This is a genomic window from Oscillospiraceae bacterium (assembly GCA_025757985.1).
Classification (GTDB): Bacteria; Bacillota; Clostridia; order Oscillospirales; family Ruminococcaceae; genus Gemmiger.
Genome location: CP107210.1, coordinates 2,336,641 through 2,362,416, shown reverse-complemented (window position 1 = coordinate 2,362,416; position 25,776 = coordinate 2,336,641). Strand labels below are relative to the sequence as shown.

Sequence of the window (25,776 nt, the reverse complement as noted above, 5' to 3'; positions counted from 1 at the left end):
AACGGTAAGACGTCAAGTTTTACCGTTCTTTTTCTTTTTGCAGGCCGCAAAAAAAGAAAAGTGGTAACAAAGTGGTAACTCATTTGTTACCATCTCCGAAAATCACGCTGCTCAGGGTGTCCCCCGCCCTGATTTTGGCGGAGTCGATGATGTGGGCATAGCGCTCGGAAACGGTGGCGGGTTTGTCACCGATGAAGGCAGCTGTCGTCACAATGTCGGTACCGTTCGCCACAAGGATGGACGCAACGGCATGGCGGAAGGCGTGGGGGTTCAGGTGGGGAAAATTCGGGTTTTCTTTTTGCAGCCTGTCCCCCATGCGGTTCAGATACTGTGTAATGTTGTCCGGATTCATAGGTCCGCCGTACTCATTGGTAAACAAGTAGCCGCTTTCCTGCCAGAGATCCCCGTACCATTCCGGCTGTTCGCCGCGCCACTTTAGGTAGCGGCGCAGGATTTCGTCCATCTGCGGGGTAATCGGCAGCTGGCGCGGCTTGCGCTTTTTGGGGTAGGGCTTCTCGTACACACCGTTCTTGGGGTCGTACATGACGCAGGAACAGATGGTGATGGTCTTGCCCCTCAGGTCTACGGCACTTAGCTTGATGCCGGCGCACTCCCCGCGCCGGATGCCGTAGAGCATCAGCACATGGATCAGCGTGTACCACTTGACGCTCTCGTTCTCCAGCGCCTGACGGATCAGCGCCAAGTCGGTGGGCTGATAGTAGTTCGGCATCGGCGGGTCTGCCACAGGCGGCGTGGCATCGCGGCAGGGGTTGAACGCAATCAGATGCTTGCGGATGGCGTGTTCCATAATGGTGGAGATAACATGGTGATGTTCCAACACCGTTTTGCGGGAAAGTCCGCCGCCGGTTTTCTTGTTCTGCCCCGGCTTGAGCAGCATGGCGTAGAAATCATCCAGCATATCGCCAGTAATTTCGTCCACGGGCGTCTTGCCTAAGTACGGATTGATGCGGGAATCCAGCATATCCTGATATCGTGCGAGGGTGCTTTTCTCCTTGCCGGTGCGCTCCTTAATTTCCATAACCTTAACGGCAAAATCCTCGAACGATATACATTTCGGTTCGGCGGCTTTTGCCGCTTCTTCTTTTTCACGGGCTGTGATAAGCTCGCACTCCTCCTCAAAATGGACGGTTTCGCGCTGGATCAGCGTTTCGATCTGCCGCGCATTCAATTCGGGCGGAACACGGACCGTTTTGATAAAAGGCGGGAGCTGCTTGCCGAATTCGTCCCTCCCATGAAAAACATGGATACGAAAAGAAATAAGGTTTCCGGCCTTATTGTAGCGTTTCTCAACCGATGCCATGGTTCAGTTCGTTTTCGTCAATGGTAAGCCCGAAATAGCGTTCTACATCGTCCAGCGCCACCAGATACTTTGACCCGGCTTTACGGCTGGGAATTTCCTTGTGCAGCACCAACTGACGGATGTTGTGTGCGCTGATGGCACAACCGGGATCACGTTTGCGCAGTTCATCGGCTGCGCCTTGAATGGTACGGATACGGTTCATAAGAGAGGTCCTTTCTCGCGTTTTACAGATGCGAAAGCTGTTTCGGAAGGTTTGGCATATTGGATTATCAAGGCGCTATACAAATGTACTTTTAAGTTACATATGCTGCATCTGAATTATATAGTACTTTTAAGTTACTGTCAATCGTTTTTACAAAAATATTTTAAGGAAAACACAAGAAAATTCTCGCTCTTGTATAGATAGCAAAAGTTTGTTATAATGAGGTTGTTCCTTAAAAGTACAGAACCGAGGCGGAGGGTAAAGGTATGTCAATGCGTTGGACAACTGTGAGTGATAGAGATTTTACGTTGATGCGTGATGAATTCGGAAACTACTCTCACTCTGCAGATAAGACACCGATCAGTTTTCAAGAACAGAAGAAGATTTTGGGCAACCGTATCAAACGGTTGCGCCTTTACCGAGAAATGACGCAGGAGGAAGCCGCAGAAAAAACAGGAATCAATGCGACCCTGTGGCGGCATTATGAATATGGTCTGAAAATGCCCCGGCAGGAGAATTTGGAAAAAATCGCACAAACGTTAGATGTTCCGATGCAAATGCTGTTTCCTATCGACACCTGCACCCCGGAGGGAATTGCCACGCTGCTGCTGAATATGCAGCTGCAATTTGGCAGTATGGAAATCGTCGAGGTTGACGGCAGCATCAGCTTGAAATTCCCCAAAAATGAATTTTCGAAAACCGCAACAGATACGCTCCATACAGTTAAGCAACTGCTGGACAAAATCACTTGGGATGATGGTGTTGATTTGACAGCAGAACGCTTTCTATGCAGCCGTTATGCGGTTCCTAGAGAAATGGGCGCAGAAATTAAAGAAAAACGTGAGCTATGGAAAGAAATTTTGGACGGACGTATGGACGAAAGTTCTATACCTGAAGGTGAAAGCTGGTTGTATCTGGAAGATACTGCAGGCTCTATAGAGGAAGCCACCTATCGCCTGAAAAATATGGCGCTGCTGGATTATATTACAGAATGTTATAAAACCAAAAAAGAAAGCCAATAAAACAATAAGCACCACCAAGTTAAACTTAGTGGTGCTTATTGGCTTTCTGCAGTTCAGACCGTTCCGGCCATCCCTATCGATTTTATAACCTATGTTTCAGTTCTTCTATAATGCTGACGCTGGCTGTGGAGCCGATGCGGGATACGCCCAGCTCGATCATACGCAAAGCGGTATCCAATGTGCGGATGCCGCCGGCTGCCTTGATTTTCACCTCATCGCCAACGCATTTTTTCATCAGCGCCACATCCTCAAAGGTTGCGCCGCCGGTGCCAAAGCCCGTGGAGGTCTTTATGAAATCCGGGCGAACCTCCCGCGCGATGGAGCACAGTGCGCGCTTTTCCTCCTCGGTCAGGTAGCAGTTCTCAAAAATAACCTTCGAGATCACCCCTGCACCGCGGCATTCCTCTACAATACCGGCCATCTCATGCTCAATAAAATCGTAGTTTTTTTCTTTCAGCTGCGTAATGTTGATAACATAATCGATCTCATCCGCGCCATTGGTGATTGCATCTACGGTTTCGTATTTCTTGACCTTGGGCGTACTCTGCCCCAAGGGGAAACCAACCGCTGCTCCTACATGGACCGATGTTCCCGCCAACAGCTCCTTGCACAGGGAAACCGGAGCCGGGTTGATGGCCACCATGGCAAAGCCGTACTCACGGGCCTCTGCACAGAGCTTTTCAAAATCCTTGCGCTGCGCATAGGCGCGCAGCTGGGTGTGGTCAAAATAAGCTGCCAGTTCGGCAGGCGTAATAGGATTCATAACAAAACATTCCTTTCGTTTCGTGTGCGGTATCGCCTTATAAAAACGACGCCGTCTTGCCCGGGTCAACAAAGCCCTCGCCGTAAACCTCGCCGGTTTCCGTCACCATGACCATACAGCCGGGGTCAATGCGGTAGGCCGCCATCCGGATGCGGTACACCTGCGGTCTGGCACAGACGCAGAGCAGCATCTGCCGCTCCGTACCGGTGTATGTGCCCACTGCTTTGACCATTGTTGAGCCGCGCTCGCATTGGCGGGAAATTTCGTCCGCAATTTCCTGCCCCTTGGTAGTGATGATCGTCAGCATTTTGCCGGCATTGCTGCCGTACATGATTTTGTCGATAACCAGCGAGGTAACCGCCGTTGTGACAAGACCGTACAAAACGGCATCGACAGAGCCAAACACAGGCCAACCTAACAGGATGACCACAAGGTCTATCGCACCGGTCACAACACCGACCGACAGATGCGGGCGCAGCACTTTGATCGACATCGTCAAGAAATCGGTGCCGCCGCTGGACGAACCCCGCATATACAAAAGCGCCAACGCGCCGCCCCATGTGATACCCGCAAACAGGGCCGCCAGCAACGGATCTCCGCCGTAGCCGGGCTGGTCTGCAAAGGCAACATCCTGAAAAAAGGTACACCACAGCATACTGATGACGGTTTTCCCCAGAAAGGCGCGTCCCACAAAGCGGAAACCAAGCAGAACCAGGGGCACATTCAGCACCAGCGTTGTGATGCCGATGGGAAACCCCCACAGATAGTTGCCCAGCAAAGCAAGACCCGACAGCCCGCCGGGTGCAAAGTCCGCGCCCTTGGCAAAATAACAGATGCTCAGGGCGTACAGAAACCCCGCAGCCAGGTTATACAGCTGATCCGTTACAAGGGTCTGCGTTTTTTCTTTCATCATAGAACACTGCCCCTTTTGGAAAACGAGGAGCCTTTCTTGCGGGAAAGCGTTCCTCGTTTTATAATTTATCCAATCAGTTTTAATTTTTGGAGTGCATGGGCGATGCCGTCATTTTCCACGGTGTCTGTGACCATATCGGCACAGGCACACACCTGCGGCAGGGCATTGCCCATTGCCACGCCGATACCGGCCAGCTGCAGCATTTCCAAATCGTTGTCGGCATCTCCAAAGGCAATGGTTTCCTCCGTGGTGATACCGATTGCCGCACACAGGGCACGGATACCGTTTTCCTTGCCGCCGGATCGGCTCATCAGATCCACCACGGCATCCCCCCAGCGCTTTGTTCGGCAATGGGGCATCTGCCGCAGCAGTTCTTCTTCCTCCTCCTCGTTCACGAAGGGGATGACCTGATATATGCGGCGGTTTTCCAGATCGGAAATATCGCGCACAGCCGGCACGGCGGTGCCGATTTTTGCCTGCTCGACCTCCATGCGGGAATCCACACAGTTGGCGTACATCCGGTCTTTTTCAAGAAAAATACAGCTGCGGTTCTTTTTCTGTAAGAACTGTTTCAATGCCGACAGATCCTCGGCAGGAATGGGTGTTTCCCGCACGATCTGCCCCTGCAGCTCGCAGAGCTGACCGTTCATATAAACCGCACCGTCAACCGTGATGCCGGGCAGCATGTTTTCTTCTTCAATTTCCAAAGCGTGGCGGCCGGTGCACAGAAACACCTGCACGCCGCTGCGCTGTAAAGCCTGCAATGCAGGGGCTACACTGGGCGGCATCCGATGCCCGCCCACGGTAATCAGGGTGCCGTCCACATCAAAGAAGGCTGCGCGTATCCTTTTTCCGCCGCACGCCGCCAGCGCAGGCAGCTCGGCAAGGCTGTCGATATGCAGCTGCGCCGCCCGCTGGTCAAACGGGAATCTTTCGTCCCGCAGGGCAGCCACAACGCCGCCCGCCGCCGTACCTGCCTGCACACCGTAGGTGGAGTCCTCCACGATCAGACATTCCTCCGGCTTGCGCCCCAGCTTGTCCATGGTGAAACGGTAAATTTCAGGATCCGGCTTGCTGCGGGTAAATTCGTGACCGCTGACGATGCAGTCAAACAGTTCCCGAATCTCGCATTGTGTCAGGACCTGCTCAATACATTCCCGGCTGCTGCTGCTTGCAAGGGCTACCTGCAGCCCCATCTGCTTTAATTCATGCAGCAGCGGGCGAACCTCCTTGCGCAGAATGTCCGGGTAATACACCTGACACCCGGCGTTCATGGCGTCCATTTCCTGCCGGAACGCGGCATCGTCGGTACGGCGGCAGAGTTTCGCCATAAAGGGCATATATTCCTGCCCGGAAATGCCCACCAACGGGTACATGCTTTCCAGGGTGATCCACGGGTAGAACGGTTTCAGCTGCGTATACTGATGGTGCAGGTAGACCGGTTCACTGTCGATCAGCACGCCGTCCATATCAAAGATGACTGCCTTGATCGGCTTCATGGCGTTTCTCCCTTCAGATACCGTCCTCGTCCTCCTGCGGCTGGGCGGGAACCTCCAGCACAAATTTGCCGATGTTTTCGTGCCCGGTCTGCATAATGTCGGCAGCCAGTGCATCCACATCGGGGCATTCGTCACCGGTGATGTTGCGCATGCACAGATCCATCAGCATACTGCTGTTCAGCCCGGAGATCACGCGCACCTTGGGGCGGGTCATCGAAAGTCCCGCTGCGCGGTTGTACGGCGTACCGCCGGCAATGTCTGCCAGCACCAGAACAGCCTCGCAGTCTGCATAGCTGTCGATTGCCTCTGCCAGCTGCTTTTCAAACACTTCCACATCCATGCCATCGGCAAAATCCACGGCCTTTAGTTCCGCATCACTGCCTGCCAGCATTTTTACATTGGCAGCCATACCGGCGGCAAAGCCGCCATGCCCGGTCACAACTACACCTACCATAGCAAACTACACTCCTTTAGCAAAATCGGGCGCACAGTCCCGGCTTATTGGTTGACAACTTCAAATTCAAATTTCTGGGTAACGCCGTCCAGATATTCTTTACTGAGGTCGATCGGACGGTCGTTTTGGTCCATGACCACGTTTTCGACATACAGCACGGGGGAACCGCGGTGTACGCCGAACAGGTTGGCAAACTCGACGTTGGCGGTCTGCGCCATCAGCACACGGCGCGATTTAACGATCTTCTCGTGATAGACGGTTTCAAAGACATCGTACAGCGAGCGCTGGGCAAAGTCGTAGGCATCAATACCGGGAAACACAGATTCCGGCACATAGTTTTCCACGAGAACAAAGGGCTTTCCGCTGGCGTAGCGCATACGCACAAGATGGTAGCAGCGATCCCCGCGTTCGAGCTTGAGCCGTGCAAAAAGCTCCGGGGTATAGCTTACCCACTCTGCACGCAGCACCTCGGTACGGTGCTCCAGATTCAAAACCCCCATCTCGGCGGCAAAGCTCAGCTGCTTGTTCAGAAAGCGTCCGCGGGTATCAGGGCTGCGCACAAAGGTGCCGCGCCCCCGCATACGTTCCACAAAGCCGTCTTCGATCAGCATATTGTAAGCCTGCCGTGCAACAGGGCGTGAAATGCCGAACTGGGCGCACAGCTCCTCCTCCGTCGGCAATTTTGTCCCTGCCGACAGCTTCCCGCTGGTGATAGCCTCCAGCAATGCCTTACGCAGCTGTTCGTACAGAGGAACTGCGCTGGTTTTGTCAAGCTGTATTCCGTTCAGTTCGATCATGATAGGAAATCTCCTTCTTGTTATTCGGTGCCGTCTGGGGAGATTTCCGCTTTACAGCCAAAGCCGCCCTGTGCCATGCAGTTGCGTGCCGAGACTTGCTGCCCGGCAGCCAGTGCAGCCAGAAGCGCCTGCTCCGGCATGGGCTTTGCCTTTTGCCACCCCGCAGTATACAGCGAGCAGAGGAAGGCAGCAAGGAAAGAATCTCCTGCCCCCATTGTATCACTTGCCTCTACCATTTGGGTAGTCTTTTCCACGATTTTCCCTTGTACAGACAACATTTGCCCGGCTGCGCCCATTGTGGCCAGCACATGCACCACGCCGCGACGATGCAGCGGCGCGCACAATTCCGCAAAGGCAGTCTTGTCCATCGGCTTGCAGGAAAGCATCGCCAGATCTATGCCGTGGCAAACCTCGTCATAGTAGGCATCGGTGCGGTACTTCTCCTTTTCGCCGAAGTCATAGGCGAACACAGCGGGCAGCGCCTGCACAGCCGCCATCTGTTCGGGCATTTTGGCGTTGCAGCTGCTGACGATCAGATCGGCGGTTTTCAGCTCGTCCAGCTCCCGCGCACCGATCTGCAGCGGGCCGGTCCAGCTTTCCCCGGTGATCACCTCGATAAAGCTGCGCTCCCCGTTGACCACATCATAGCTGCACACCTTGGTGGTGCGCCCCCGTAAAACGGGGCAATGGCTGATGTCCACGCCGTTTTCCCGGAGTGCTTTCTCCACAATATGTGCCATCTTGTCATCGCCAAGGGAGCCGAGATACTCGGCCTGTGCCCCCAGCCGCGCCGCATGAACTGCGACGTTTACCGCATTGCCGCCGGGGAAGCACTCCTGTGTGTTGTGGTAATAGTCTATTACGTTATCCCCTAATGCAATCAGTTTCATACTCAATAACTCTCTTTTCTGTAATAGCGGCGGATATCCAGAGAATGATCCGTGATGACCTCAATGTTCTTGCTGATGCGCTGCAGAACAGCCGCCATGACAACGGGGCTGAGCAGCGGGCGGAACTCATCGCTGATGCCGGGCAGTGCATACTCCTTTGTGTCAAAGCAGGTCAGCTTTTTGGTATGGCGGGCGGCAAACTCCTTTACGCGCTCGTCCTGCGCACGGGTGGGGCCCTCAGTCAGCAGCAGCGTGGTGCAGACATCGTCCTCCAGCAGCTCCAGCGTGCCATGGAAGAATTCCGGGCTGGAAACGCTCTTGGTGCGGATCCACTGGCTTTCCTCCAGCACGCACATACTGTAGCTGTAGGCGGTGGGCCACAGATCGCCGCTGCCGATCCAGATGTTATACGGTTCCTTGCAGTAATCCTGCGCATATTTCAGGCACTTGGCATCCGCCTGCTTGCGTACCTGTGCCAGCGCAAAGGCAAGGTTCTTCAGCTCATCCGCAAAGCGGGGGTAGGCATCAAAGCTGCCGCTGCGGTACAGGATACGGCCGATCAGAAGGTAGAACACCAGCTCCTGCGGGCGGCCCTCGCCGTAGACGATGGTGTCATCGCAGATGGATTCCAGCGTGGAGTTCTCCTTGCCGACGGCGGCAAACAGGCGCACGCCCTGCTCTTTCAGCCAGTTGGCTGCCTTTACGGTCTCGGCGGTGTCGCCGGACTTCGAGGTCAGGAACGCCACGGTCTTATCGGTGATGCGGTTGCAGTCACCGGTCAACAGGTTGGCGGACAGTACATTTTCGACCGGCAGACGGGACATATGGCGGATGTAGAAGGCGAACGGATCCAGCATCGCCTGAGAACCGCCGCTGCTGGTGAACAGCAGCAGGTCAAACCCGTTATCCACAATCGAATCGGCGATAGCCTCGATCTTGGCGCGCTGGTCGTAGATCCTGGCACCGTTGGCAATGATCTGGTTTTCGTCAAAGTTTACCATGCTCATAGGTACAATAGCCTCCATTTGTAATTATGTCATGACAATATAGTCCGTGAAAAATGCGGCTCGCGGGGGAATGCTGAACCGGCGCGAGCCGCCGCAGTAAAACTTACATGATGCCCAGGAAGGACAGTGCAACCGACAAAGCAATGACCAGCAGGATCAGCTTCATGGTGTTGACATTCTTCTTCTTGAACAGCCAGTAGAGCAGGAACACAAAGCCCAGCGGCAGAATGTTGGGCATGATGGAATCAAAGATGCCCTGCACGGAAACGCTGGAGATGACAAGCGTTTCGGGGAAAGCAAAGGATACATAGCTGGGGATCAGTCCGCCGACGACCATAACGCCCAGAATACCGGCAGCCTTGCTGATATAAGCGGCGTTATCGCCGATGAACTTGATGGAGCTTACACCGGCATTGTAGCCCAGACGCACGAACCAGATGCGGCTGAAGATAGCGGTCAGTGCCCAGAACAGGATGTAGAAGATGGGGCCCAGAACATTGTTCTGCGTTGCCAGAGAGCAGCAGATAGAGGCAATGATGGGCATGGCGGTGTACCACCAGATGGCATCGCCCAAACCTGCCAAAGGTCCGAACAGACCGGTTTTCAGGCTGTGGATCATCTCACGATTCTGGCCTGCCTCCTCCATGGAGACGATCAGGCCCTGCAGGATCGCGGCCATGTGCGGCTCGGTGTTGATGAAGTCGAGGTTGTTTGCCATCGCGGCGGCCATTTCCTCATTGTTGTCGCCGTGAATCTTACGGAAGCACTTGGTCATGCCGTAGCAGAAGCCTACGGCCTGCATACGCTCAAAGCTGAAGCAGCACTGCTCCGCCATAGAACGGACGGCCATTTCGTTGAGGTCTTTTTTGGTAATCTTATTAGATGCCATCTTCAAAATCTCCTTCCTGGGCGGCAGTTGCAGCGGATGCAGCCGTCAGCTTGGCAGTCTCCGTATCGCGGGTGAAATTGACATAAGCGATGCAGCCCGCAATAACAGCAATGGGCAGGATGTTCTGGCAGTTGGTAATGACCATGATGACAAAACCAGCAAGCAGATAGGCTGCGTTTTCCTTCTTGAGCATAACGACCAGCAGCAGGGCAAGGCCGACAGCCGGCATCAGACCACCGGCAACTTCAAAGCCGTGGACAAGCCATGCCGGGAAGGCGGCCACAAAAGCGGAAATACCGCTCTGCAATGCGTAGGTGGACAGGAACGCGGCAAGGGCAAACATGGCGGCATACAGGATCCAGCCGGTATACATGACCTTGGCAATGCCTTTTTCGTCACCGGCGGCAGCGCATTTGTCAACCTTCGGCAGGAAGCCGGCGTAGAAGGTGTTGGTGCCGGTGTTGATCCACTGGCCGATCAGTGCGAACGGAACCGCAAGACCCAGCGCCGTGTTGACATCGCAGCCGGTGGTGTACGCCAGCACGGTGGTCATCAGACCGGCAAACAGGGGGTCCGGCGGCACGGTGCCGCCAACGGTCAGCAGACCCAGGTAGGAAAGCTCCGCAACGGCACCTGCCTGCATACCGAGCCGTACATCACCGAGGATGATGCCGGTGAAGAACGCTACGACCAGCGGGCGGAACCACATAAAGGTTTCCATGTGTTTGTCGATCGCGCAGATGAAAACGAGCAGCGCAATCAGCAAACCTTGCACGAGTGTGATTTGCATAGATTTTCTCTCCTCTTTATAAAATATATTTTTTGCTCTGCAGACCGCCTGCAGAGCCGGAACCATGGGTTACTTCTCAAAGTCCAGCTTGTGGTCGCCGGGTGCGATTTGGATGTAGACATCCACACCCTTGGCACGGATGGCGCGAAGGTCTTCCTTGTCCTTCTCGTCCATATAAACGTGCACATCGCCGGTCACTTCCTTGCCGGGGCCGACATGCATATTGCCGATGCACAGTTTATCAATGGGAACGCCGCCCTCGACCAGCTTGCGGGCACTCTGCGGGTTGCGCACGACCAGAAAGATGTGCTGGCTGGCGGATGCCTTGTGAATGACTGCAATGGTCTTGTCCAGCGTAAAGAACCGGATGCCGCAGCCGGAACTTTTCGCGGTGGCAGCCATCAGGCTTTGCTGCAGCGGGTCAGCAGCTGCCAGATCATCCGCCACAACAATAAGGTTGACACCTTGTAAGGCGGTGGTCCACGCCACACCGACTTGCCCGTGCACTAAGCGATTGTCGATTCTTGTCATCAAAATATCAGGCATAAGTTTTTCCTCCTTGTAAAATGCTGCAAAGATTTTTAGATTTTTTCTTAATTTTTAGAAATTTTCTCTAAAATCTTTGTAATATTGTAATGACAATATACCAAAGCTGTGGTATAATGTCAATAGAGTTCGGGGACTTCCCGAAGATTTTAACGTTTTACACAAAGTAAGCGTTAGAAATTTAGACAAAACGTGAAGGAGACTGCTTTATGGAACACAAAAAGACTATGCTGGACTACATTGCCGACTGCCCGGAGTTTATCCGCAACAATGTCGCCGACAGCGCCGCGCTGACAAAGCCCCTTGTGGATGAGTATGTAAGCGGCGGCTACAAGAACATCTGGATCGTTGCGTGCGGTTCTTCCTCCAACGGCTCACTCTGTGCGCGGCAGTTTATCCGCCGCCATCTGAAGTGCGAGGTCAAGATCGTCACCCCGTTTCATTTTGTATCCAGCGAGAATGATTTCAGCGAGACCGATATGGTCGTTGTCGTCAGCCAAAGCGGCTACAGCCTGAACGCGCTGGACGCCATCAAGGTCATTGAGGCAAAGGGCCGCCGCTGCATCGGTCTGACCGGCGATGTCAACAGCGATCTGGGCAAGGTGTGCGATGTTGTTGCCAACTACGGTGTCGGTCGCGAAACGGTCGCTTATGTCACCCGCGGTGTCACCACGCTGGCACTCTTCTTTATGCTGTTTGCCGTGGAGGCGGCTGTCCGTCTGGGCATCAAAACTGCCGCCGAGGGTGAGGCCGTCAAGCAGCAGCTGCTGAAGGCCGCAGACATCAATGCCGCCGTACAGGCACAGACCCCTTCCTTTATTAAAGAGCACTACCGTCAGCTGTCCGGCATGACCAACGCTTATGTCTGCGGCGTGGGTGCCAACCTCGGCACCGCAAGCGAGGGCGCACTGAAATTCGGCGAGACCGTCAGCATCCCCACCGCTGCCTATGAGGTCGAGGAGTACATCCACGGCCCCAACATCCAGATGACCCCCCGCTACAGCGTATTTCTGATTGACGGCGGCGAGGGCACGGAGCGCATCCACCGCATTTTTGAGGGTACCAAAATTGTGACGGATAACGCTTTCCTGCTGACGCGCTGCGCCGATTACAAGGACGAGCACAATGTTATGTATGTGCCTATGGATGTGTCGGAGGAAATCACCCCGCTGTGCTGGCTGCCCTTCTTCCAGATGACTGCCTGCCGGCTGACGGATGATCTGGACCGCTGGAACAAGCACCCGCTGCAGCGCGCGATGGAGAAGTTTGTTTCCTCCAAGAGCGCCAACTATGTCAACAGTCCCTTCAGTGAAGACACGCCGGGTCGTGCGTAAGAACGATGGCGTGGATATCTGCTGTATTTTTCTGCCTGGGTGCTGCGGACACCTTGTTAGGTGATCGGCTAGGGTTGGGTAGTGCCTTCCGGCAGGGCTTTGCCGCCGTGGTGGATCTGCTGCTGCTCATGACCGGTTTTATGGCACTGGCACCGTGGCTGGGGACCCATCTGGCGCCTGTTATCACGCCGGTGTTTTCCGCCGTGGGGTGTGACCCTTCCCTGTTTGCCTCACTGTTTTTGAGCTGCGATGCAGGCGGTGCCGTGCTGGCCGCGCAGATCGCGCAGGAACCCGCCGCCGGGCTGTATAATGGTTTGATCGTGGCGGCCTTTCTCGGTGCCACGATCAACGGTACGATTCCGCTGGCGCTGGGTGGGCTGACAGGCACCAAACGAGCCGCTGCCGTTCGCGGATTGTTTCTCGGCTTTCTGATCCTGCCGGTGGGCTGCCTGCTCACCGGGGTGCTGTGCGGCATCCCCTTGTCGGTTCTGCTGCACAACACATGGCCTGTTCTGGCAGTAGCGGTCCTGTTGCTGCTGCTTTTCAAATCCGGCAGCAATGCGATCGGCCCGATATTCAACGGCATCTCTCTGGCGGTGCGCGGCCTGACCTTGTTCGGCTTCTGCATCTCCGTTTTGCAGGAAACGACCGGTATTGTGTTGCTGGAGGGGTTGACCCCCTTGGCGGAAATCTACCCGGTCATAGGCAGTATCGGCGCGTTTCTTGCCGGGATCCTGCCGTTTTTCGCCTTTGTACAGCGGCTGTTGAGCGCACCGCTGGCCAAGCTGGCCGCACGGCTGCAGCTGGAGCCTGCCTCCATCACCGGTCTGGTCGTGACGTCCGCCAACTGCATCCCCACGTTGCTGAGTCTTGATACGCTGGAGGAACGCGGCATCACACTGAACACGGCCTATGCTGTAGTAGCTGCTTACAGCGTCGGCGATTTTCTGGCATTTACCCTGCAATTCAGCCCCGCACACGCCCTGCCGATGATGGCAGGCCGCCTTTTAAGCGGCTTGCTGGCAGTGGTGCTCTGCCTGAAAACAACACCCAAAACCACCTGAGTAAACACCCCCAACGGGCAGCTAAAGCCCGTTGGGGGTGTTGGTGTTTTCCTATAGCGTTCCCTGTGAGCCGCACGCATGTCTATAATGCGAGAATTGTGCGGCGATGCCTTAGAAAATTTCCCGCTTCACTGTCAGATACCCGTTTTTGATTGATTATCAACTTCCCAATGCCCGCTGAAGCCGCGACCAATGTAGTGAACATTATCTAACTTCTTTATACGCCGCAGAACGGTTCGGGTGCTTACACCCAGCATCATGCCCATTTTTTCGGTGCTGATTTTATTGTTCCGCTTGATGAGCGCGATGATTTTTGCATCCAAATCGTCTTGAGCGACATCTTGACTGACATCTTGGGTGACATCTTGACTGACACCTTGAGGAACACTGTAATTCAAGTTCGGCATAACGACCGTAAACTGGTAGCGGTCAGAACGGAATGTGGGACGCTTATCCTCGGTGTAGTTGATTTGCGCTTTGTAGCCGTTCAGAATTTTCCCAAAGCCGCTGCCCTTGCGCTCCATGTAGCCAAGGCGGTTGAACACATCGGCCAACACCGGGTTGCGCCGGGTGGACGGCACGGTAAGCGGGTCGCGGTCCTGGATCATCGACCCGTCCGGCATACCGCCCGGCGAGTAAATCTCTAAGCGGTCATCGTAAATGTCAATGTGGACCTCACTGCCGTAGACGAGATAATCGCGGTGCGCCAGCGCGTTGACAAGCGCCTCGTGGTAGCTGCGCTCAACGTATTCGGGCAGTTCCTCCCGCGAGTTGGGCGTTTTGCGCCACATCATGCGGGCATTGCGCTTGATGAACGCCTCGCCGTTTTCAATCAGAGAAAGCACACTGCCGGAATACTCGGCATCGTCCAGCGCGTCCATCGTTCCGCCGCTTTTGTCCAGCCCGTTCCAGCGTGTGCAGAACAACCGTGACCAGCGGATCGGGCTTTCATCGGCAATCAGGGCGCCGGCATTTGTCAAAAAGCCGCCTTCGTCTGCCAGACCGAAGGAAACAAGGTCTTTGTTGTCAAAGCTGTTTCCCGTCCACTTCTTATAGCGCTCCCGCAGCTTGGAAAAGGCATAGTCCTCCACCCTGTAAAGCGTCATCTGAGAGTCGTAGGAGGTGTTTCTGCCGCGCAGAACAAGGCGTTTCAGCTCGGTGGCGGATGCCTTGACGCTCTCATTTCCGATGCGTACAAACGCCTCTAATGTGCCGTCGCCGGAGTAATAGTAGGGCGTTTCCTCGCCTTTGAACACGTCAAGGATTAGCAGCACCTTGCCGTCCTCGGTCTTGTGAAACCGCAGCCGAAACTCCGGGATGGGCTCCATGCGCGTCTTGAGGATCTCGCTGATTTTCTCGGCGTCACTGTCGGGTTCGGTCAACCCAACGATCTGTCCGTCATCCGCCATGCCGAAAATCAGCGCACCGCCCAGCGTGTTCGCAAAAGCGCTGACACTCTTGCACCAGCTTTTGGGCTTTCGTACTTCAAGCGCCGCTTTCTTGTCATATTCGGTTGTTTCACCGATCAAGTTCTCCATATCCATCTGTTCCGACCACCTTTTGCGCGAAATATCGGTGCTTTCAGTATAATATAAAGTCGGGCGTTTTTCAAATAATCTTTTGAAATCAAAGTTCATACGCGCAGAAATCCCATATCTTTTCCAGAAGCTGATGCGTTTCTTTCCACTGGTCCTCTGTAATTTTCCCGGTTGCGTTCGCAAGATGGGCAATCTGATTCAGGTTATTTCCCACCGCAGACAACTCCTTTATGAGCTTGATGTAGGTGGCATTAGGGCGCGGTCGAATCTCGTAACCGACAAGCAACTTCCGAATGACAGGCTCCATTTTCAAGCCGGATGTTTCGCTCATCTCGCGCAGTTTGGCGTACTCTTTGTCGGTGAGCCGCACGGTGATTTTCTTGGTTCTGTATATCATTGTGTCAATATCCTTTTGAATCAAAAGCCACAAAATGAGGGACGGGGTTTCAGGGGTATTCCCCTGACAAGTGGGCGTTATGCCGTCATGACGGCAAGATGCCGTGCTTGCGCGGGGGACGTTCCCGCATTTCCATGCGGGAACAGCCCTCTGAAAAAGAGTTAAATATAAATTAACTCACAGCACACGATTTCCTCGGCTTGCGCCTGCAAAGCTTGCATCTGAGCCGCCCATTCCAAAGGGTGATGCCGTTTCAGATCCTCGGTGACTCCGCGCTGTTCTGCAAGCCGGCGCACCAGCGCGTAGACCTGATTGTGTGCCTCGCTGTCGATGCCGGCAAGGTGCTGTGCCAGCGTACCGTCCAGCAGCATTTGGTCGCGCTCAAAGGAGCGATGCTCGTCAAGAAAACGCGCCCGCATCGCACCGTATTTGCCCAACGGCGGTGTGCTGCCCGTGGGCAGGGCAAACGACGGAACCAAGTACCCGTTTACGTTAGTGTAATCCGTAGACATTTTTGACCTCCTTGTATGGCGCGGTTATACCGCTGATGGTGTTGAGTTTGTAGGTAGCAAGGCTTGTCCACAAAAGCGATTTCATGTACTGCGGCAGATTTTTGACCTTCCGCGTGGTGATTGCCTGCAAAAAGGTATCCAGCACATCCTCCACATACGGTTCCAAGCCGTCCTCCTCGCAACCGTTGCTGGCGCAGCTGATTTCAGCCAGCACCTTGTCAGCAGTGACAAGCGCACCGCGATACGACTGTGCGCCGGTGGCACAGCACATCTCGGTAAGGCAGGTATTGAGCAGCCCAAATGCGCTTTGGCGGGCGTCATCCGTGACGCCATTTGCTTGATACGGATGCTGCTGGCGGAAGTCGTATCCGGTCAGGTAGCGGATTGCCGCCTGCATAAGGGCGGGCTTAGCCATATACGCCTGCGGAATGGACTTGTGCTTTGTCAGCGCGGGCAGAACTATGTTTTCCAAAGCGTTTTCATCCATCTCTCCCCCGCCTTCAGGCGGCTCTGCCGCAGGAGAGATTGATAGATTAGTTTTTATGAGTTTTTCTTTATGATTTAGTTTTATATTACCGCCCCGGTTTCCACCGCAGTGGTTTCCACTATGGTGGTTACCACCGGGGTGGTAATTGGGGTGGTGGTCGGCGGCTGCTTTTTCAGCAGGCTGTTCGGCGGTTTCGGTTTTGTTTCGTGTCAGATTGGTGCTTTTCACATCGCCGTTGCGGTCATGGTAGAAAAGGTAGGCACCGTCCCATCCGCTGTTGTCGGGGCGCAGTTCATACTGATAGACGAAGCGCCCCTTTTCACCGGGATACACATGGATGAACAAATACCCCTTGCTTTTCAATTCGTTCCATGCCGTGTTGAAGGCGTATTCTCCCTCCGGCACGCGCTCCATAAGGCTGCCTTTGGTGAGGGTAATGTTCTCCATTGTGATATAGCTTTGGATGCGTGTATACAGCCCCAATGCGCCGCTGCTGAGGTTCCAGTCGCGGGCGACACTGTTCTGCACCACAGTAAAACCGGGCTTCGGGATAAAAGTGCCGTTATTGGCTGCTTGATTTTTCATTTTCCCTCCAAATGGTAGAAGAGTTTGATAATCCCAATATGCCGAATTCTTCCGAAACAGAGGGTAACAGACAAAAATTAGGAGTTGTTCTTAATTTTAAAAAGTGGTAACTAAGGTGGTAACAGATAAAGGCAAAATCGCGGTAAAACCACGCAAAACGTGCCTTTAAGGTACACAAGAAACGCAAAAATCGAAGAAAAGCGTATCTTTAAGGTACAGAAACAGATCGGTATGCGCTCATAACCCGGAGGTCGCAGGTTCAAGTCCTGTCTCCGCAACCAACAAAAGAGCGTTGAAACGATAAATTTCAACGCTCTTTTTCTTTGTCTGGGGCAAAAGTGGTCACTTTTCGGTCACTTTGACCCCAAAATGACCCCAAAACGCAAAAATGACTGCGCTCGGGCTGCTGAAATTTTCAACAGCCGGGGCGCTTTTTGTGGATAAATTTTGCGCAGCTGACAGGTAAATATAGGTGCGGTGTGACTGTCCTACTCTGCTTTCACCAGTACCAACACACTGTTGTCCGGTACGACAATCTACTCCTGTCTGGTGGGAATCGGCGGGTATTTGTACTGGTGCAGGACCTTTTGAATCTGCTGCTTGACCTCTAACAAGGCAGCGTCCAATGTGGCAGTGTGAACTGCGATTCTGGGGAAATCCGGGACGTGCGCAGTACAGCCGTCCGCTGTGATTGTACAAAGAACCGGATAAGGTTGGTTCTCTACCGAAATGCTGTACTGCACCCCGAACATATCATCCATCTTATTCATTTCGTTCCGCTTGTGTTCGTCCATGCTGTGGACATAGGTGCCCATTGTGAATGCTACGGAGTAATGACCGAGGATGGCTGACAACGTTTTGTAATCCATACCGCGTTCCAGTGCGCGGGTGGCAAAGGTGTGGCGCAAAGCGTGGAAGGTAAAGTGGCCAACGTCGGCATCCTTCAGCATGTGGTCGTAGCCGCTGAGAAACGGTCAAATATGTCGCGTCGCAAAGAAAAAATATTTTAAAGATTTCGCATCTGACTAAATGCCCAAATACACTTCAATACCAGCATATCCACCCATTGTGCTAAAAACCCTTGCACTTTTACAAAATATCTAAATCCATTTTAACAGGCAACGGGGCAAAAACCCTGCCACATTACTCAAAATTAAAACAGGCAAGCCACAGATTAAAACGGCTTGCCTGTTTTAATTGACGATGGTGACGGTAGTGACGATGTTTATGGGATATGGGTAGGGGTATGCAAGAAAGAACGTCACCATCGTCATCACCGTCACGCTTATAGTGAAATGACGCTTGCAGTTTACTACTGCTCGAAACAAAAACAATGATGCTACGAGAAACACAAAATCAGAATGACGCAGATGACGCTAATGACGCTGAATCCGGGATATGGTATAGGGATATCCTCAAAACAGCGTCACAAGCGTCATCTGCGTCACTATCGTCACGCAAGAACAGCGCGGGGGTCTGGGGTACGCCCCAGAAATGTGCATGTGGATGACCACATGCTATGCTAGCAAAACATGTCTACCCCTAAAACGGTGACAAACAAACCCGATACCCGCACAAATTCGTATATGCTCTCAAGAGTGAATCACTTCTGATTCATCCAAAAATCTTGACTCGAAAAAGTGAATCAGTTCTGATTCACTCTGTACAAATAAATGGGAATCCACTTTTCATTAAAAAATCCACCAAGATTTTCCTGAACAGCACACAAGGCTATAGAAAATCCTGATGGACGAAGCAGCTAAACCAGAAACAAAATCAGAAAGGCTCAGAACAGCGTCGGAACAATGTCTTACCCCGGCTGCTTGCCGATGTAAGCCAGGATGCCGCCGTCAACGTAAAGAATCAGGCCGTTGACAAAGGCGGAAGCCTCGGAAGCGAGGAACACAGCGGGACCGCCCAGATCCTCGGCCACACCCCAGCGCTCAGCGGGGGTCTTGGCAACGATGAACTGGTCGAACGGATGACGGGAGCCATCGGGCTGGATCTCACGCAGAGGTGCGGTCTGCGGGGTGGCGATGTAGCCGGGTCCGATGCCGTTGCACTGGATGTTGTACTTGCCGTACTCGGAGGCAATGTTCTTGGTCAGCATCTTCAGGCCGCCCTTGGCAGCGGCGTAGGCGGAGACAGTCTCGCGGCCCAGCTCGCTCATCATGGAGCAGATGTTGATGACCTTGCCGCCGCCCTGCTCGATCATATCGGGAATGACAGCCTTGGCAACGATGAACGGTGCGTTCAGGTCAACGTCGATGACCTGACGGAACTGGGCAGCGGTCATCTCGATCATCGGGATGCGCTTGATGATGCCGGCGTTGTTGACCAGCACATTGATGTGGCCGACCTCGGCGGTGATCTTCTTGACCATCTCATTGACGGCATCCTCGTTGGTGACGTCGCAGACATAGCCGTGGGCGTTGATGCCGGCTTCCTTGTAGGCAGCCAGACCCTTGTCCACCAGCTCTTGCTTGATGTCGTTGAAAACGATGGTGGCGCCGCAATTGGCCATAGCGGTGGCAATGGCAAAGCCGATGCCGTAGGATGCGCCGGTGATCAGCGCGACCTTGCCGGTCAGGTCAAAGGATTTGGGTGTGCAGACAGACATAAAAGTACCTCCTGTTGAATAAAAACGATTTATCTTTCCAGTCCGTAGGGCACCGGGTGCTTGCCGTAGCGGTTGGCGGGGCTGCCGGTCAGGGTCAGCGTCAGGGTGTTTTCGCCGGGGGTCAAAAGCCCCGCCAGCGGGAATTTGTGCGGCGGCCAGAAGGAGACGCCCGCCGGCTGGCCGTTGACAGTCAGCTCGGCCATCTCCTGCCCGGGCAGGGTCAGCAGCGGCGTGGCGGTCTGCAGCTCCGTTGCTGTGATCTGCAGTGTGGCGCGGTAGGTCTTGGTGAGATGGGCCGCGTCCTCGTCCGCAAGGGTAAAGTCTGGTGCGGCCAGCGACAGATAGGTAGGCGGCAGGGGAAGGGCCTCGCTTTCCCGCGCAGTGCAGGTGAACAGCAGCAGGCTGCCGCGCGCGGGCAGCTCCAGCGGCAGGCAGGCCCCTTTGGCGGTGCGCTCGGCCGGGCAGGCGCAGGGCTGGCCGTTCCACAGATCGTACCGGCAAAGCGGAGCATCCACCGGCAGGGTCAGCCGGGTCTTGATGGAGGTGTTGCCCTCGTTGACAAGCAGCCAGCAGGCGCGCTCTTCCTTATTAAAATAGGCGCAGCGCAGCATGGGCTGCGGCGGGTCGCAGCGGCAGTCCGGCTCGAGCGCCGAAACCTCCGGATGCGCAGCGTCCGGGAACAGCGCCTTATCCCCCAGCACGGCGGTGTATCGGTGCCCGTGTAACCAAAGCGCGCCGTCCTCGACCGTGCAGGCGGGAAAGCAGCTTTCGGGAATGTACTGAAAGCCGATCTGCCGCTCAAACAGCGGGCGCACGGTGTCGGGGCAGAGGTCGCGGTTGCGGCAAAGCACGGCGGCCTCCGCATGCAGGTCGATGTCGGTCATCAGCCAGGACAGCCGCCGCCAGTAGGTGCTCCACGCCTCGTAATGCGCCCACCAGATGCTGTGGGGGCCGACATCGGGCGGGCGCTCGTCCTTGCGCTTGCCGCGGATGCTGTAATAAAAGGCGTGCGGGATAAACAGGTTGACCCCGCGCACCGCCAGCCAGTCGGTGTACCATTTGATGTCCCCGCCCGAAAGCTGCCACGGGTTGTCGTCCTTGTTGCAGGCGCCAAAGCACTCGTTGGCGTTGCGGCGGCGGTGCATCAGCCGCGCGGCGTCGGCGCTGCACTTGGCCATCGTGGAGTCGATGCCCGCCAAGCCGTCCTTTTCGGGGGCGAGCCAGCGCAGCACCAGATCCTGCCCCGGCACGGCGAAGTATTTTTCTACTTCTATATCATCGCTCTGGTGGGGGTGCCCCATCAGGCCGATGCCGTGCGCCTCGCACCAGCGGGAGAGTGTGCCATAGTAGACCTCGCCCTCGCGCTGCAAAAGCAGCTTGTGATACAGCCTTGTATCGTCGTTTTCCCTGCCGTCAAACAGGGCGGTGAGGTTGGCGGCGTTGCCGCCCGCATGGCGGAAAATCTCGGCAAAGCCGTGCGTCCACGGGAACATACCGCTGACATTGCGCCCCAAAATACTCGGCTCATCGGTAAAAAAGCCGATGATCGCGGCTCCGAAATACTCTTTCAGTTCCCGATAGTAGGCTTCGTGGGTCAGTTCAATAAAGCGGCTGACGGCCGCAGGGTTCAGAATATCAGCAGTCTTGGGAGCATTTTTCTCGCCGTCATCCTCGCCCCAGTGCAGCCCGCGCATCGTGCCGCCGCTTTTGCGCACGACCAGCGCGCCGTTTTCCGCCTGTGCCAGCAGCTCGTCCCCCGGCAAAACGGTTTGGGTCAGTGTGATGCCCTCGCTGGCCAGTTCGGGGTGGTCTTTCACCACAAGGCCGCAGGCCGAGCCAGAGGGGTACATTCCCTCGTCATACAAAACGATTTTCATATCCAGCGCGGCGGCGGCTTCGACAGCCGTGTGGATAAGGGCAAAGTAGCGTTCACTCAGATAGGTGATGTCGGGGCTAAGCCCCATACGCGGGTGCAGTACCACGCCGTAAATGCCGTGGGCGGCAAAGTCCGCCAGCTGACGGCGCAGCTCCTCAGCGGTCAGCTCGCCGTTCAAAAACCAAAACGGGATGGCGGTAAATTCTCTGGGCGGGTTTTGCAGTTGGGCAAGAAACTTCATTATGCGGCCTCCTGTGCTTCGGCGCGGGCGCAGATGTCCGCCCATGCGTGGGATTTATAGTAGAACAGCATCGCCAGCAGCCCGACAACAAAGCTGAGCGAAACACCCGCCATGGCGTAGCCGCCGTAGCCCAGCCACGCCAGCAGGTAGGATGCCGGGATACGCACACCCCACAGCAGAATGATGTTGACGATGGTGGAATAGCGGATCTCGCCCATGCCGTTGGCAAAGCTCATAATAGCATTGAAGGCTGCATAGCACCACTGGAACGGCAGCACAACGCGGATATAGCGCACGGCAAAGGCAAGCACGGCCTCGTCCTGCGTAAAAAGCAGCAGCAGCGGGCGGCAGCAGGCCGCCATCAGCAGCCCGCCTGCGAGGGAGAGCAGCCCCGAGGCCGCCGGGAGCAGCCAGCCGCCCCTGCGCAGACGGCTGTAGCTCTGTGCGCCGAGGTTTTGCCCCGCAAACACCGAGGTCGCCTGCGACAGCGAGGTGACCGTGATGTTGGCCAGCCCGCCGACCTTGCCCGCCACCGAGCAGCCCGCCACAAAAACCGACCCCTGCAGGTTGTACAGCACCTGCAAAAAGATGTGACCGATGGAGTAGAGCGCCGAGTTCAGCCCCAGCGGCAGACCGATGCGCACAATCTGGCGCAGGGCTCCGGCATCAAAGCCGCAGGGCAAAACAGGCAGCGCAAGCTCTGTGCAGCGGCGGCGAATGTAAAAAATGCTGCATATCCACGACAAAAACAGTGCAATCGCCGTGGCTACCGCCACGCCGCCTATGCCAAGGCCGAGCGCGCCGGTAAGCACAAGATCCAGTACGATGTTGGCGGCGCAGCTGATAAACAGCAGCAGCAACGAGGACGAGCTGTTGCCTATGCCGCGCAAAAGACCGGCGTTGAAGTTATAGCCCATGTTGCCCAGAATACCCAGCATCGTGATACGCAGATACAGCACCGCCCCCGGCATGGCGTCCGCCGGGACCTGCATCAGCCGCAGCATCCACGGACCCAGCAGGAACCCGATGACGGTCAGCGGCAGCGACGCTGCAAACAGCAGCCAGACCGAGGTGCGCACGAGCTTTTGCAGCTGGTCATGGTCGGCGCGGCCGACCGCCTGCGATACGAGGATGGAGATGCCCGAGCCGATGCCCACAAAGACACAGAGCAGAATTTCGAGCGGCTGGGAGCTGGTCGCCACCGATGCCAGCGCCGTAGTGTCGCAGAAATTGCCGATGACGAGCGTGTCCACCGTGCTGTACAGCAGCTGCAGAATATTGCCGGCGCAGATGGGCAGCGCAAACAGCGCCGCGCGCCCCAGCACGGAGCCGTGGGTCATATCAACTTGTGCGGATTTTCGGTAAGACGGCATAGCCCTATCCCCCCCGGTATGACAGATTTTCTTATCCATATTGTACGAGGAAACCGCGCCGGTTGCAACAATCATTATCCTTTGGTTTTTGGATGAATATAAACGATGCGGCGAGCAATTTCGGCAGTGCGGTGTAAAAAACAATCACGCCCTTTGCGGCGGTGGGAGGGCGTGCTTTTTTACCGTTTTGTGCAGGTTCCACAAACAAAGATGGACAAAATCGGTAACATTGACAGCAAGATTTGCCGCAAAAGGGCTTGCCTCTGCGGCGCAAAATGTGCTATCGTTAAAATCAAATTCAGTAAAAAGGAAGTAAAATTTGTATGCGGAAGCCTCTGACAAGACAGAACAGCACGCGCGACAAGCGCAGATACTCTGCTTATCAGAACCGTATTTTTTTCTATCTCGTGACCCTTGTCACCGCCCCGCTGCTGCTGTTGGGTGTGCTGTCCAGCGTGGTGTACTACCGGCAGACCGTCACGCGCAGCGATGCCCTGCTGGCCTCGGCGCGGGAGAATGTCGAGACGCAGATGGAAATTGCGCTGAGCAACCTGCGCGCCTACTACAGCGCGGTCGTCAGCGCGGACAATTACCAGACCCTGTGCCAAAAAACTGTGCCGCCGTACAGCGAGTACACCCTTGTGCGCGATATGCAGACCGCCATGCGCGGCGGCAATCTGGTGGATAAATATGTCGAGGGGTATACCTACATCAACCTGCGCAGCGGGTGGATTTTAAGCAACAACGGCATGTACCGGCTGGCTGATGCCGCCAACCGGGATGAGGTCGCCCACCTGCTGAACGAATGGGCGGAGCAGCATGCTGCCATGATGTGGGTCAACCGCACCGACCAGCCCACCCCCGCGCTGGCAGACACACCGCTGAACACGGTGGATCTGACCGGCGAGCTGCTCGTGCTGCGCAGCAGCTCCTACCGCACGGGCAGCTATGCGGTGCTGATCGTCAAGCTGGATCTTTCGCCGCTGTATGAGATGACCGAGAGCTGGCAGACCGGCGGCTACAGCATTGCCGCGCGGGATTTCACCGGCAAGACCGTGCTGAGCACCTCTGCTGCGCTGACCGCCCTGCTGGACGCCGACACCCCCGCCGAGGGCGGCTGCGTGCTGGGTGGCTGGCGGCTGAACAGCGGCAAGATGGGCGTGAACGGGCTGACCTACTATGCGGCGCTGCCGCAGCGCACGCTGGCGGCTACCGCCGGCATGGTGATTCTGATCGCTTTTGTGCTGGCCGGGGGACTGGTGGCGGTGCTGCTGATCTGCCGCCGCTCGACCAGTGTGCTGTACGCCCCTGTGGATGATCTGATGCACGCGGCCAGCGGTGTGTTCGGCCAGCCCGGCAGCGATGAGGAGGAGTTTGCCTATCTGGCCGCCGGTGTCAAGCAGGTGGCCCGGGACAAGCAGGCAATGCAAAGCCTGATGCAGCAGCAAAACCGCCGCCTGCAGCAGAGCTTTGTGGAAAATCTGATCCGCAGCGAGGTCACCGATGAGGCCGCTGGCCACACGATGCAGAAGCTGGGGCTGGCAGTCTGCCCCGCGTATCGGCTGATCGCGCTGGCGCTGGATACCCCGGCGGGCACCTCCGGCCCGGTGCGGGAGACGATGCTGCTGACCGCCATACAGACGATGCCCACCGAGCTGCTGCGCCGCTGCGCGTTCCAGCCCGTAATGCTGAACTTTACCCTGCTGCTGGTCGTGGGCGGCGAGGAGGCTGATCTGAACGAGGCCTGCCGCGTGGTATATACGGCGGCGGCGCGCAGCATCCGCACCGCGCTGGGGGTCAGCTGCCGCGCGGGCGTCAGCCGCCCCTTCCACAAGCTGCACCACATGCAGCTGGCCGCGCAGGAGGCATGGGAGGCCCTGCGCCTGCCGGAGGCCGATGCCCCCGAGGCAAGCGGGCAGATGCTGTACTACCAGCCGCCCGACGAGCAGTGCGCCCGCAACGGCTATGATACGCTGCTGGAGCATGAGATCACGGCAGCTGTAACCGCCTGCAAGGCCAAGGAGGTGCGCCACCTGCTGGAGCGCTTTACCGCCAAAATGCTGGAAAAGAACATCCGCGGGTATGAGCGGCAGTTTTACATCCAGCGGCTGGTGGCGGCCATGCTGGCCGTGGCGGAAAACGCCGGGCTTTCGGTCAATCAGGTGCTGGCAGACCGGCAGGCCAACCTGTTTGAGACGATCGGCAAGATCTACACCGCCGACCAGATGCAGAATTTCCTGATGGACGAGGTGGCCGTGCCTGTTATGGACCTGCTGACTGAGTTCCGCCAGAGCAGCTCCAGCGAGCTGGTCAAGAATGTGCTGGCGCTGATCAAGCAGACGCGCGGCGACATTACGCTGAACGAGTGCGCCGACCGGCTGAACTATAACCCGAGTTATATCTGGAAGGTGCTGCGCACCGAGAAGGATACCAGCTTCAGCGATCTGGCCAACAATGAAAAGCTGGAGATGGCCAAGGAGCTGCTGCTGACCAGCGACATGACGGTCGTGCAGATCGCCGAGACGCTGAACTATTCCAATGTGCAGAATTTCATCCGATTTTTCAGCAAAAAGGTCGGCATGACCCCCGGCAAATACCGCAAGGATTACCAGAACGAGAAGAAGTGAGGGGGATTTCCCTCACCGACAGCAAAGAC

General features: G+C 55.8%; 24 protein-coding genes. 4 read left to right on the top strand and 20 right to left on the bottom strand.

Annotated features, from left to right (window positions below; genetic code table 11):
• Positions 1-79 precede the first annotated feature (79 nt).
• Together OGM67_11315 and OGM67_11310 are read right to left on the bottom strand one after the other, a co-directional pair.
• A complete protein-coding gene (locus tag OGM67_11315; protein UYJ34166.1) occupies positions 80-1,321 on the bottom strand; it encodes a site-specific integrase in 1,242 nt (413 codons plus the stop codon).
• Entirely contained in the window at positions 1,308-1,523 is a 216-nt protein-coding gene (locus OGM67_11310; GenBank protein UYJ34165.1) for a helix-turn-helix domain-containing protein, read from the bottom strand. Before OGM67_11310 ends, OGM67_11315 begins: the two co-directional genes overlap by 14 nt.
• Positions 1,524-1,789: 266 nt before the next feature.
• Here OGM67_11310 and OGM67_11305 point away from each other — a divergent pair, with 266 nt between their 5' ends.
• The gene (locus OGM67_11305; GenBank protein UYJ34164.1) at positions 1,790-2,545 is read left to right on the top strand and encodes a helix-turn-helix domain-containing protein; all 756 of its coding nucleotides are present in this window, start codon (positions 1,790-1,792) and stop codon (positions 2,543-2,545) included.
• 82 nt (positions 2,546-2,627) lie between these two features.
• On the opposite strand, the gene deoC is transcribed toward OGM67_11305, so the two are convergent.
• From deoC to agaB, 10 genes are all read right to left on the bottom strand, one after another.
• The gene (gene deoC, locus OGM67_11300; protein UYJ34163.1) at positions 2,628-3,308 is read right to left on the bottom strand and encodes a deoxyribose-phosphate aldolase; all 681 of its coding nucleotides are present in this window, start codon (positions 3,306-3,308) and stop codon (positions 2,628-2,630) included.
• 37 nt (positions 3,309-3,345) lie between these two features.
• The gene (locus tag OGM67_11295) at positions 3,346-4,221 is read right to left on the bottom strand and encodes a YitT family protein (GenBank protein ID UYJ34162.1); all 876 of its coding nucleotides are present in this window, start codon (positions 4,219-4,221) and stop codon (positions 3,346-3,348) included.
• A 65-nt stretch (positions 4,222-4,286) separates the two neighbouring features.
• Complete coding sequence (locus tag OGM67_11290; GenBank protein UYJ34161.1) at positions 4,287-5,720, bottom strand: HAD family hydrolase; 1,434 nt, start codon at positions 5,718-5,720, stop codon at positions 4,287-4,289.
• 13 nt (positions 5,721-5,733) lie between these two features.
• A complete protein-coding gene (locus OGM67_11285; protein UYJ34160.1) occupies positions 5,734-6,174 on the bottom strand; it encodes a PTS sugar transporter subunit IIA in 441 nt (146 codons plus the stop codon).
• A 44-nt stretch (positions 6,175-6,218) separates the two neighbouring features.
• Positions 6,219-6,971 carry a GntR family transcriptional regulator gene (locus OGM67_11280; protein ID UYJ34159.1) on the bottom strand — a complete coding sequence of 251 codons (753 nt, stop codon included), beginning with the start codon at positions 6,969-6,971 and terminating at the stop codon, positions 6,219-6,221.
• Positions 6,972-6,991: 20 nt separating this feature from the next.
• A complete protein-coding gene (locus OGM67_11275; protein ID UYJ34158.1) occupies positions 6,992-7,861 on the bottom strand; it encodes a PfkB family carbohydrate kinase in 870 nt (289 codons plus the stop codon).
• Positions 7,862-7,863: 2 nt separating this feature from the next.
• Entirely contained in the window at positions 7,864-8,868 is a 1,005-nt protein-coding gene (locus tag OGM67_11270) for an SIS domain-containing protein (protein ID UYJ34157.1), read from the bottom strand.
• Between the two features lie 103 nt (positions 8,869-8,971).
• The gene (locus tag OGM67_11265) at positions 8,972-9,757 is read right to left on the bottom strand and encodes a PTS system mannose/fructose/sorbose family transporter subunit IID (GenBank protein UYJ34156.1); all 786 of its coding nucleotides are present in this window, start codon (positions 9,755-9,757) and stop codon (positions 8,972-8,974) included.
• Positions 9,747-10,547, bottom strand: coding sequence for a PTS sugar transporter subunit IIC (locus OGM67_11260; GenBank protein ID UYJ34155.1), 801 nt, complete (start codon positions 10,545-10,547; stop codon positions 9,747-9,749). The genes OGM67_11265 and OGM67_11260 overlap by 11 nt, the downstream gene beginning before the upstream one ends.
• 69 nt (positions 10,548-10,616) lie before the next feature.
• Positions 10,617-11,093: a PTS galactosamine transporter subunit IIB gene (gene agaB, locus OGM67_11255; GenBank protein UYJ34154.1), complete on the bottom strand. Its 477-nt coding sequence runs from the start codon at positions 11,091-11,093 to the stop codon at positions 10,617-10,619.
• Between the two features lie 209 nt (positions 11,094-11,302).
• Between agaB and OGM67_11250 the strand changes: the two genes are divergently transcribed.
• Both OGM67_11250 and eutH read left to right on the top strand, forming a co-directional pair.
• The gene (locus OGM67_11250) at positions 11,303-12,427 is read left to right on the top strand and encodes an SIS domain-containing protein (protein ID UYJ34153.1); all 1,125 of its coding nucleotides are present in this window, start codon (positions 11,303-11,305) and stop codon (positions 12,425-12,427) included.
• A 5-nt stretch (positions 12,428-12,432) separates the two neighbouring features.
• The gene (gene eutH / locus OGM67_11245) at positions 12,433-13,491 is read left to right on the top strand and encodes an ethanolamine utilization protein EutH (GenBank protein UYJ34152.1); all 1,059 of its coding nucleotides are present in this window, start codon (positions 12,433-12,435) and stop codon (positions 13,489-13,491) included.
• A gap of 134 nt (positions 13,492-13,625) precedes the next feature.
• On the opposite strand, the gene OGM67_11240 is transcribed toward eutH, so the two are convergent.
• From OGM67_11240 to OGM67_11205, 8 genes are all read right to left on the bottom strand, one after another.
• Positions 13,626-15,029 (bottom strand): putative DNA binding domain-containing protein, encoded by a 1,404-nt coding sequence (locus OGM67_11240; protein UYJ34151.1) that lies wholly within the window; start codon positions 15,027-15,029, stop codon positions 13,626-13,628.
• Positions 15,030-15,117: 88 nt separating this feature from the next.
• On the bottom strand, positions 15,118-15,426 hold the full coding sequence (locus OGM67_11235) for a MobC family plasmid mobilization relaxosome protein (GenBank protein ID UYJ34150.1): 309 nt from the start codon (positions 15,424-15,426) through the stop codon (positions 15,118-15,120).
• A 161-nt stretch (positions 15,427-15,587) separates the two neighbouring features.
• The gene (locus OGM67_11230; GenBank protein UYJ34149.1) at positions 15,588-15,938 is read right to left on the bottom strand and encodes a TnpV protein; all 351 of its coding nucleotides are present in this window, start codon (positions 15,936-15,938) and stop codon (positions 15,588-15,590) included.
• The gene (locus OGM67_11225) at positions 15,919-17,010 is read right to left on the bottom strand and encodes a hypothetical protein (protein ID UYJ34148.1); all 1,092 of its coding nucleotides are present in this window, start codon (positions 17,008-17,010) and stop codon (positions 15,919-15,921) included. Before OGM67_11225 ends, OGM67_11230 begins: the two co-directional genes overlap by 20 nt.
• 536 nt (positions 17,011-17,546) lie before the next feature.
• Positions 17,547-17,960, bottom strand: a complete 414-nt coding sequence (locus OGM67_11220; protein ID UYJ34147.1) for a tyrosine-type recombinase/integrase — start codon at positions 17,958-17,960, stop codon at positions 17,547-17,549.
• Positions 17,961-18,820: 860 nt separating this feature from the next.
• Positions 18,821-19,630 carry a gluconate 5-dehydrogenase gene (locus OGM67_11215; GenBank protein UYJ34146.1) on the bottom strand — a complete coding sequence of 270 codons (810 nt, stop codon included), beginning with the start codon at positions 19,628-19,630 and terminating at the stop codon, positions 18,821-18,823.
• A 29-nt stretch (positions 19,631-19,659) separates the two neighbouring features.
• Positions 19,660-21,747, bottom strand: coding sequence for a hypothetical protein (locus OGM67_11210; protein ID UYJ34145.1), 2,088 nt, complete (start codon positions 21,745-21,747; stop codon positions 19,660-19,662).
• Complete coding sequence (locus OGM67_11205) at positions 21,747-23,120, bottom strand: MATE family efflux transporter (GenBank protein ID UYJ34144.1); 1,374 nt, start codon at positions 23,118-23,120, stop codon at positions 21,747-21,749. Before OGM67_11205 ends, OGM67_11210 begins: the two co-directional genes overlap by 1 nt.
• A gap of 323 nt (positions 23,121-23,443) precedes the next feature.
• Between OGM67_11205 and OGM67_11200 the strand changes: the two genes are divergently transcribed.
• Positions 23,444-25,747 (top strand): helix-turn-helix domain-containing protein, encoded by a 2,304-nt coding sequence (locus OGM67_11200; GenBank protein ID UYJ34143.1) that lies wholly within the window; start codon positions 23,444-23,446, stop codon positions 25,745-25,747.
• The last annotated feature ends 29 nt before the right edge of the window (positions 25,748-25,776 follow it).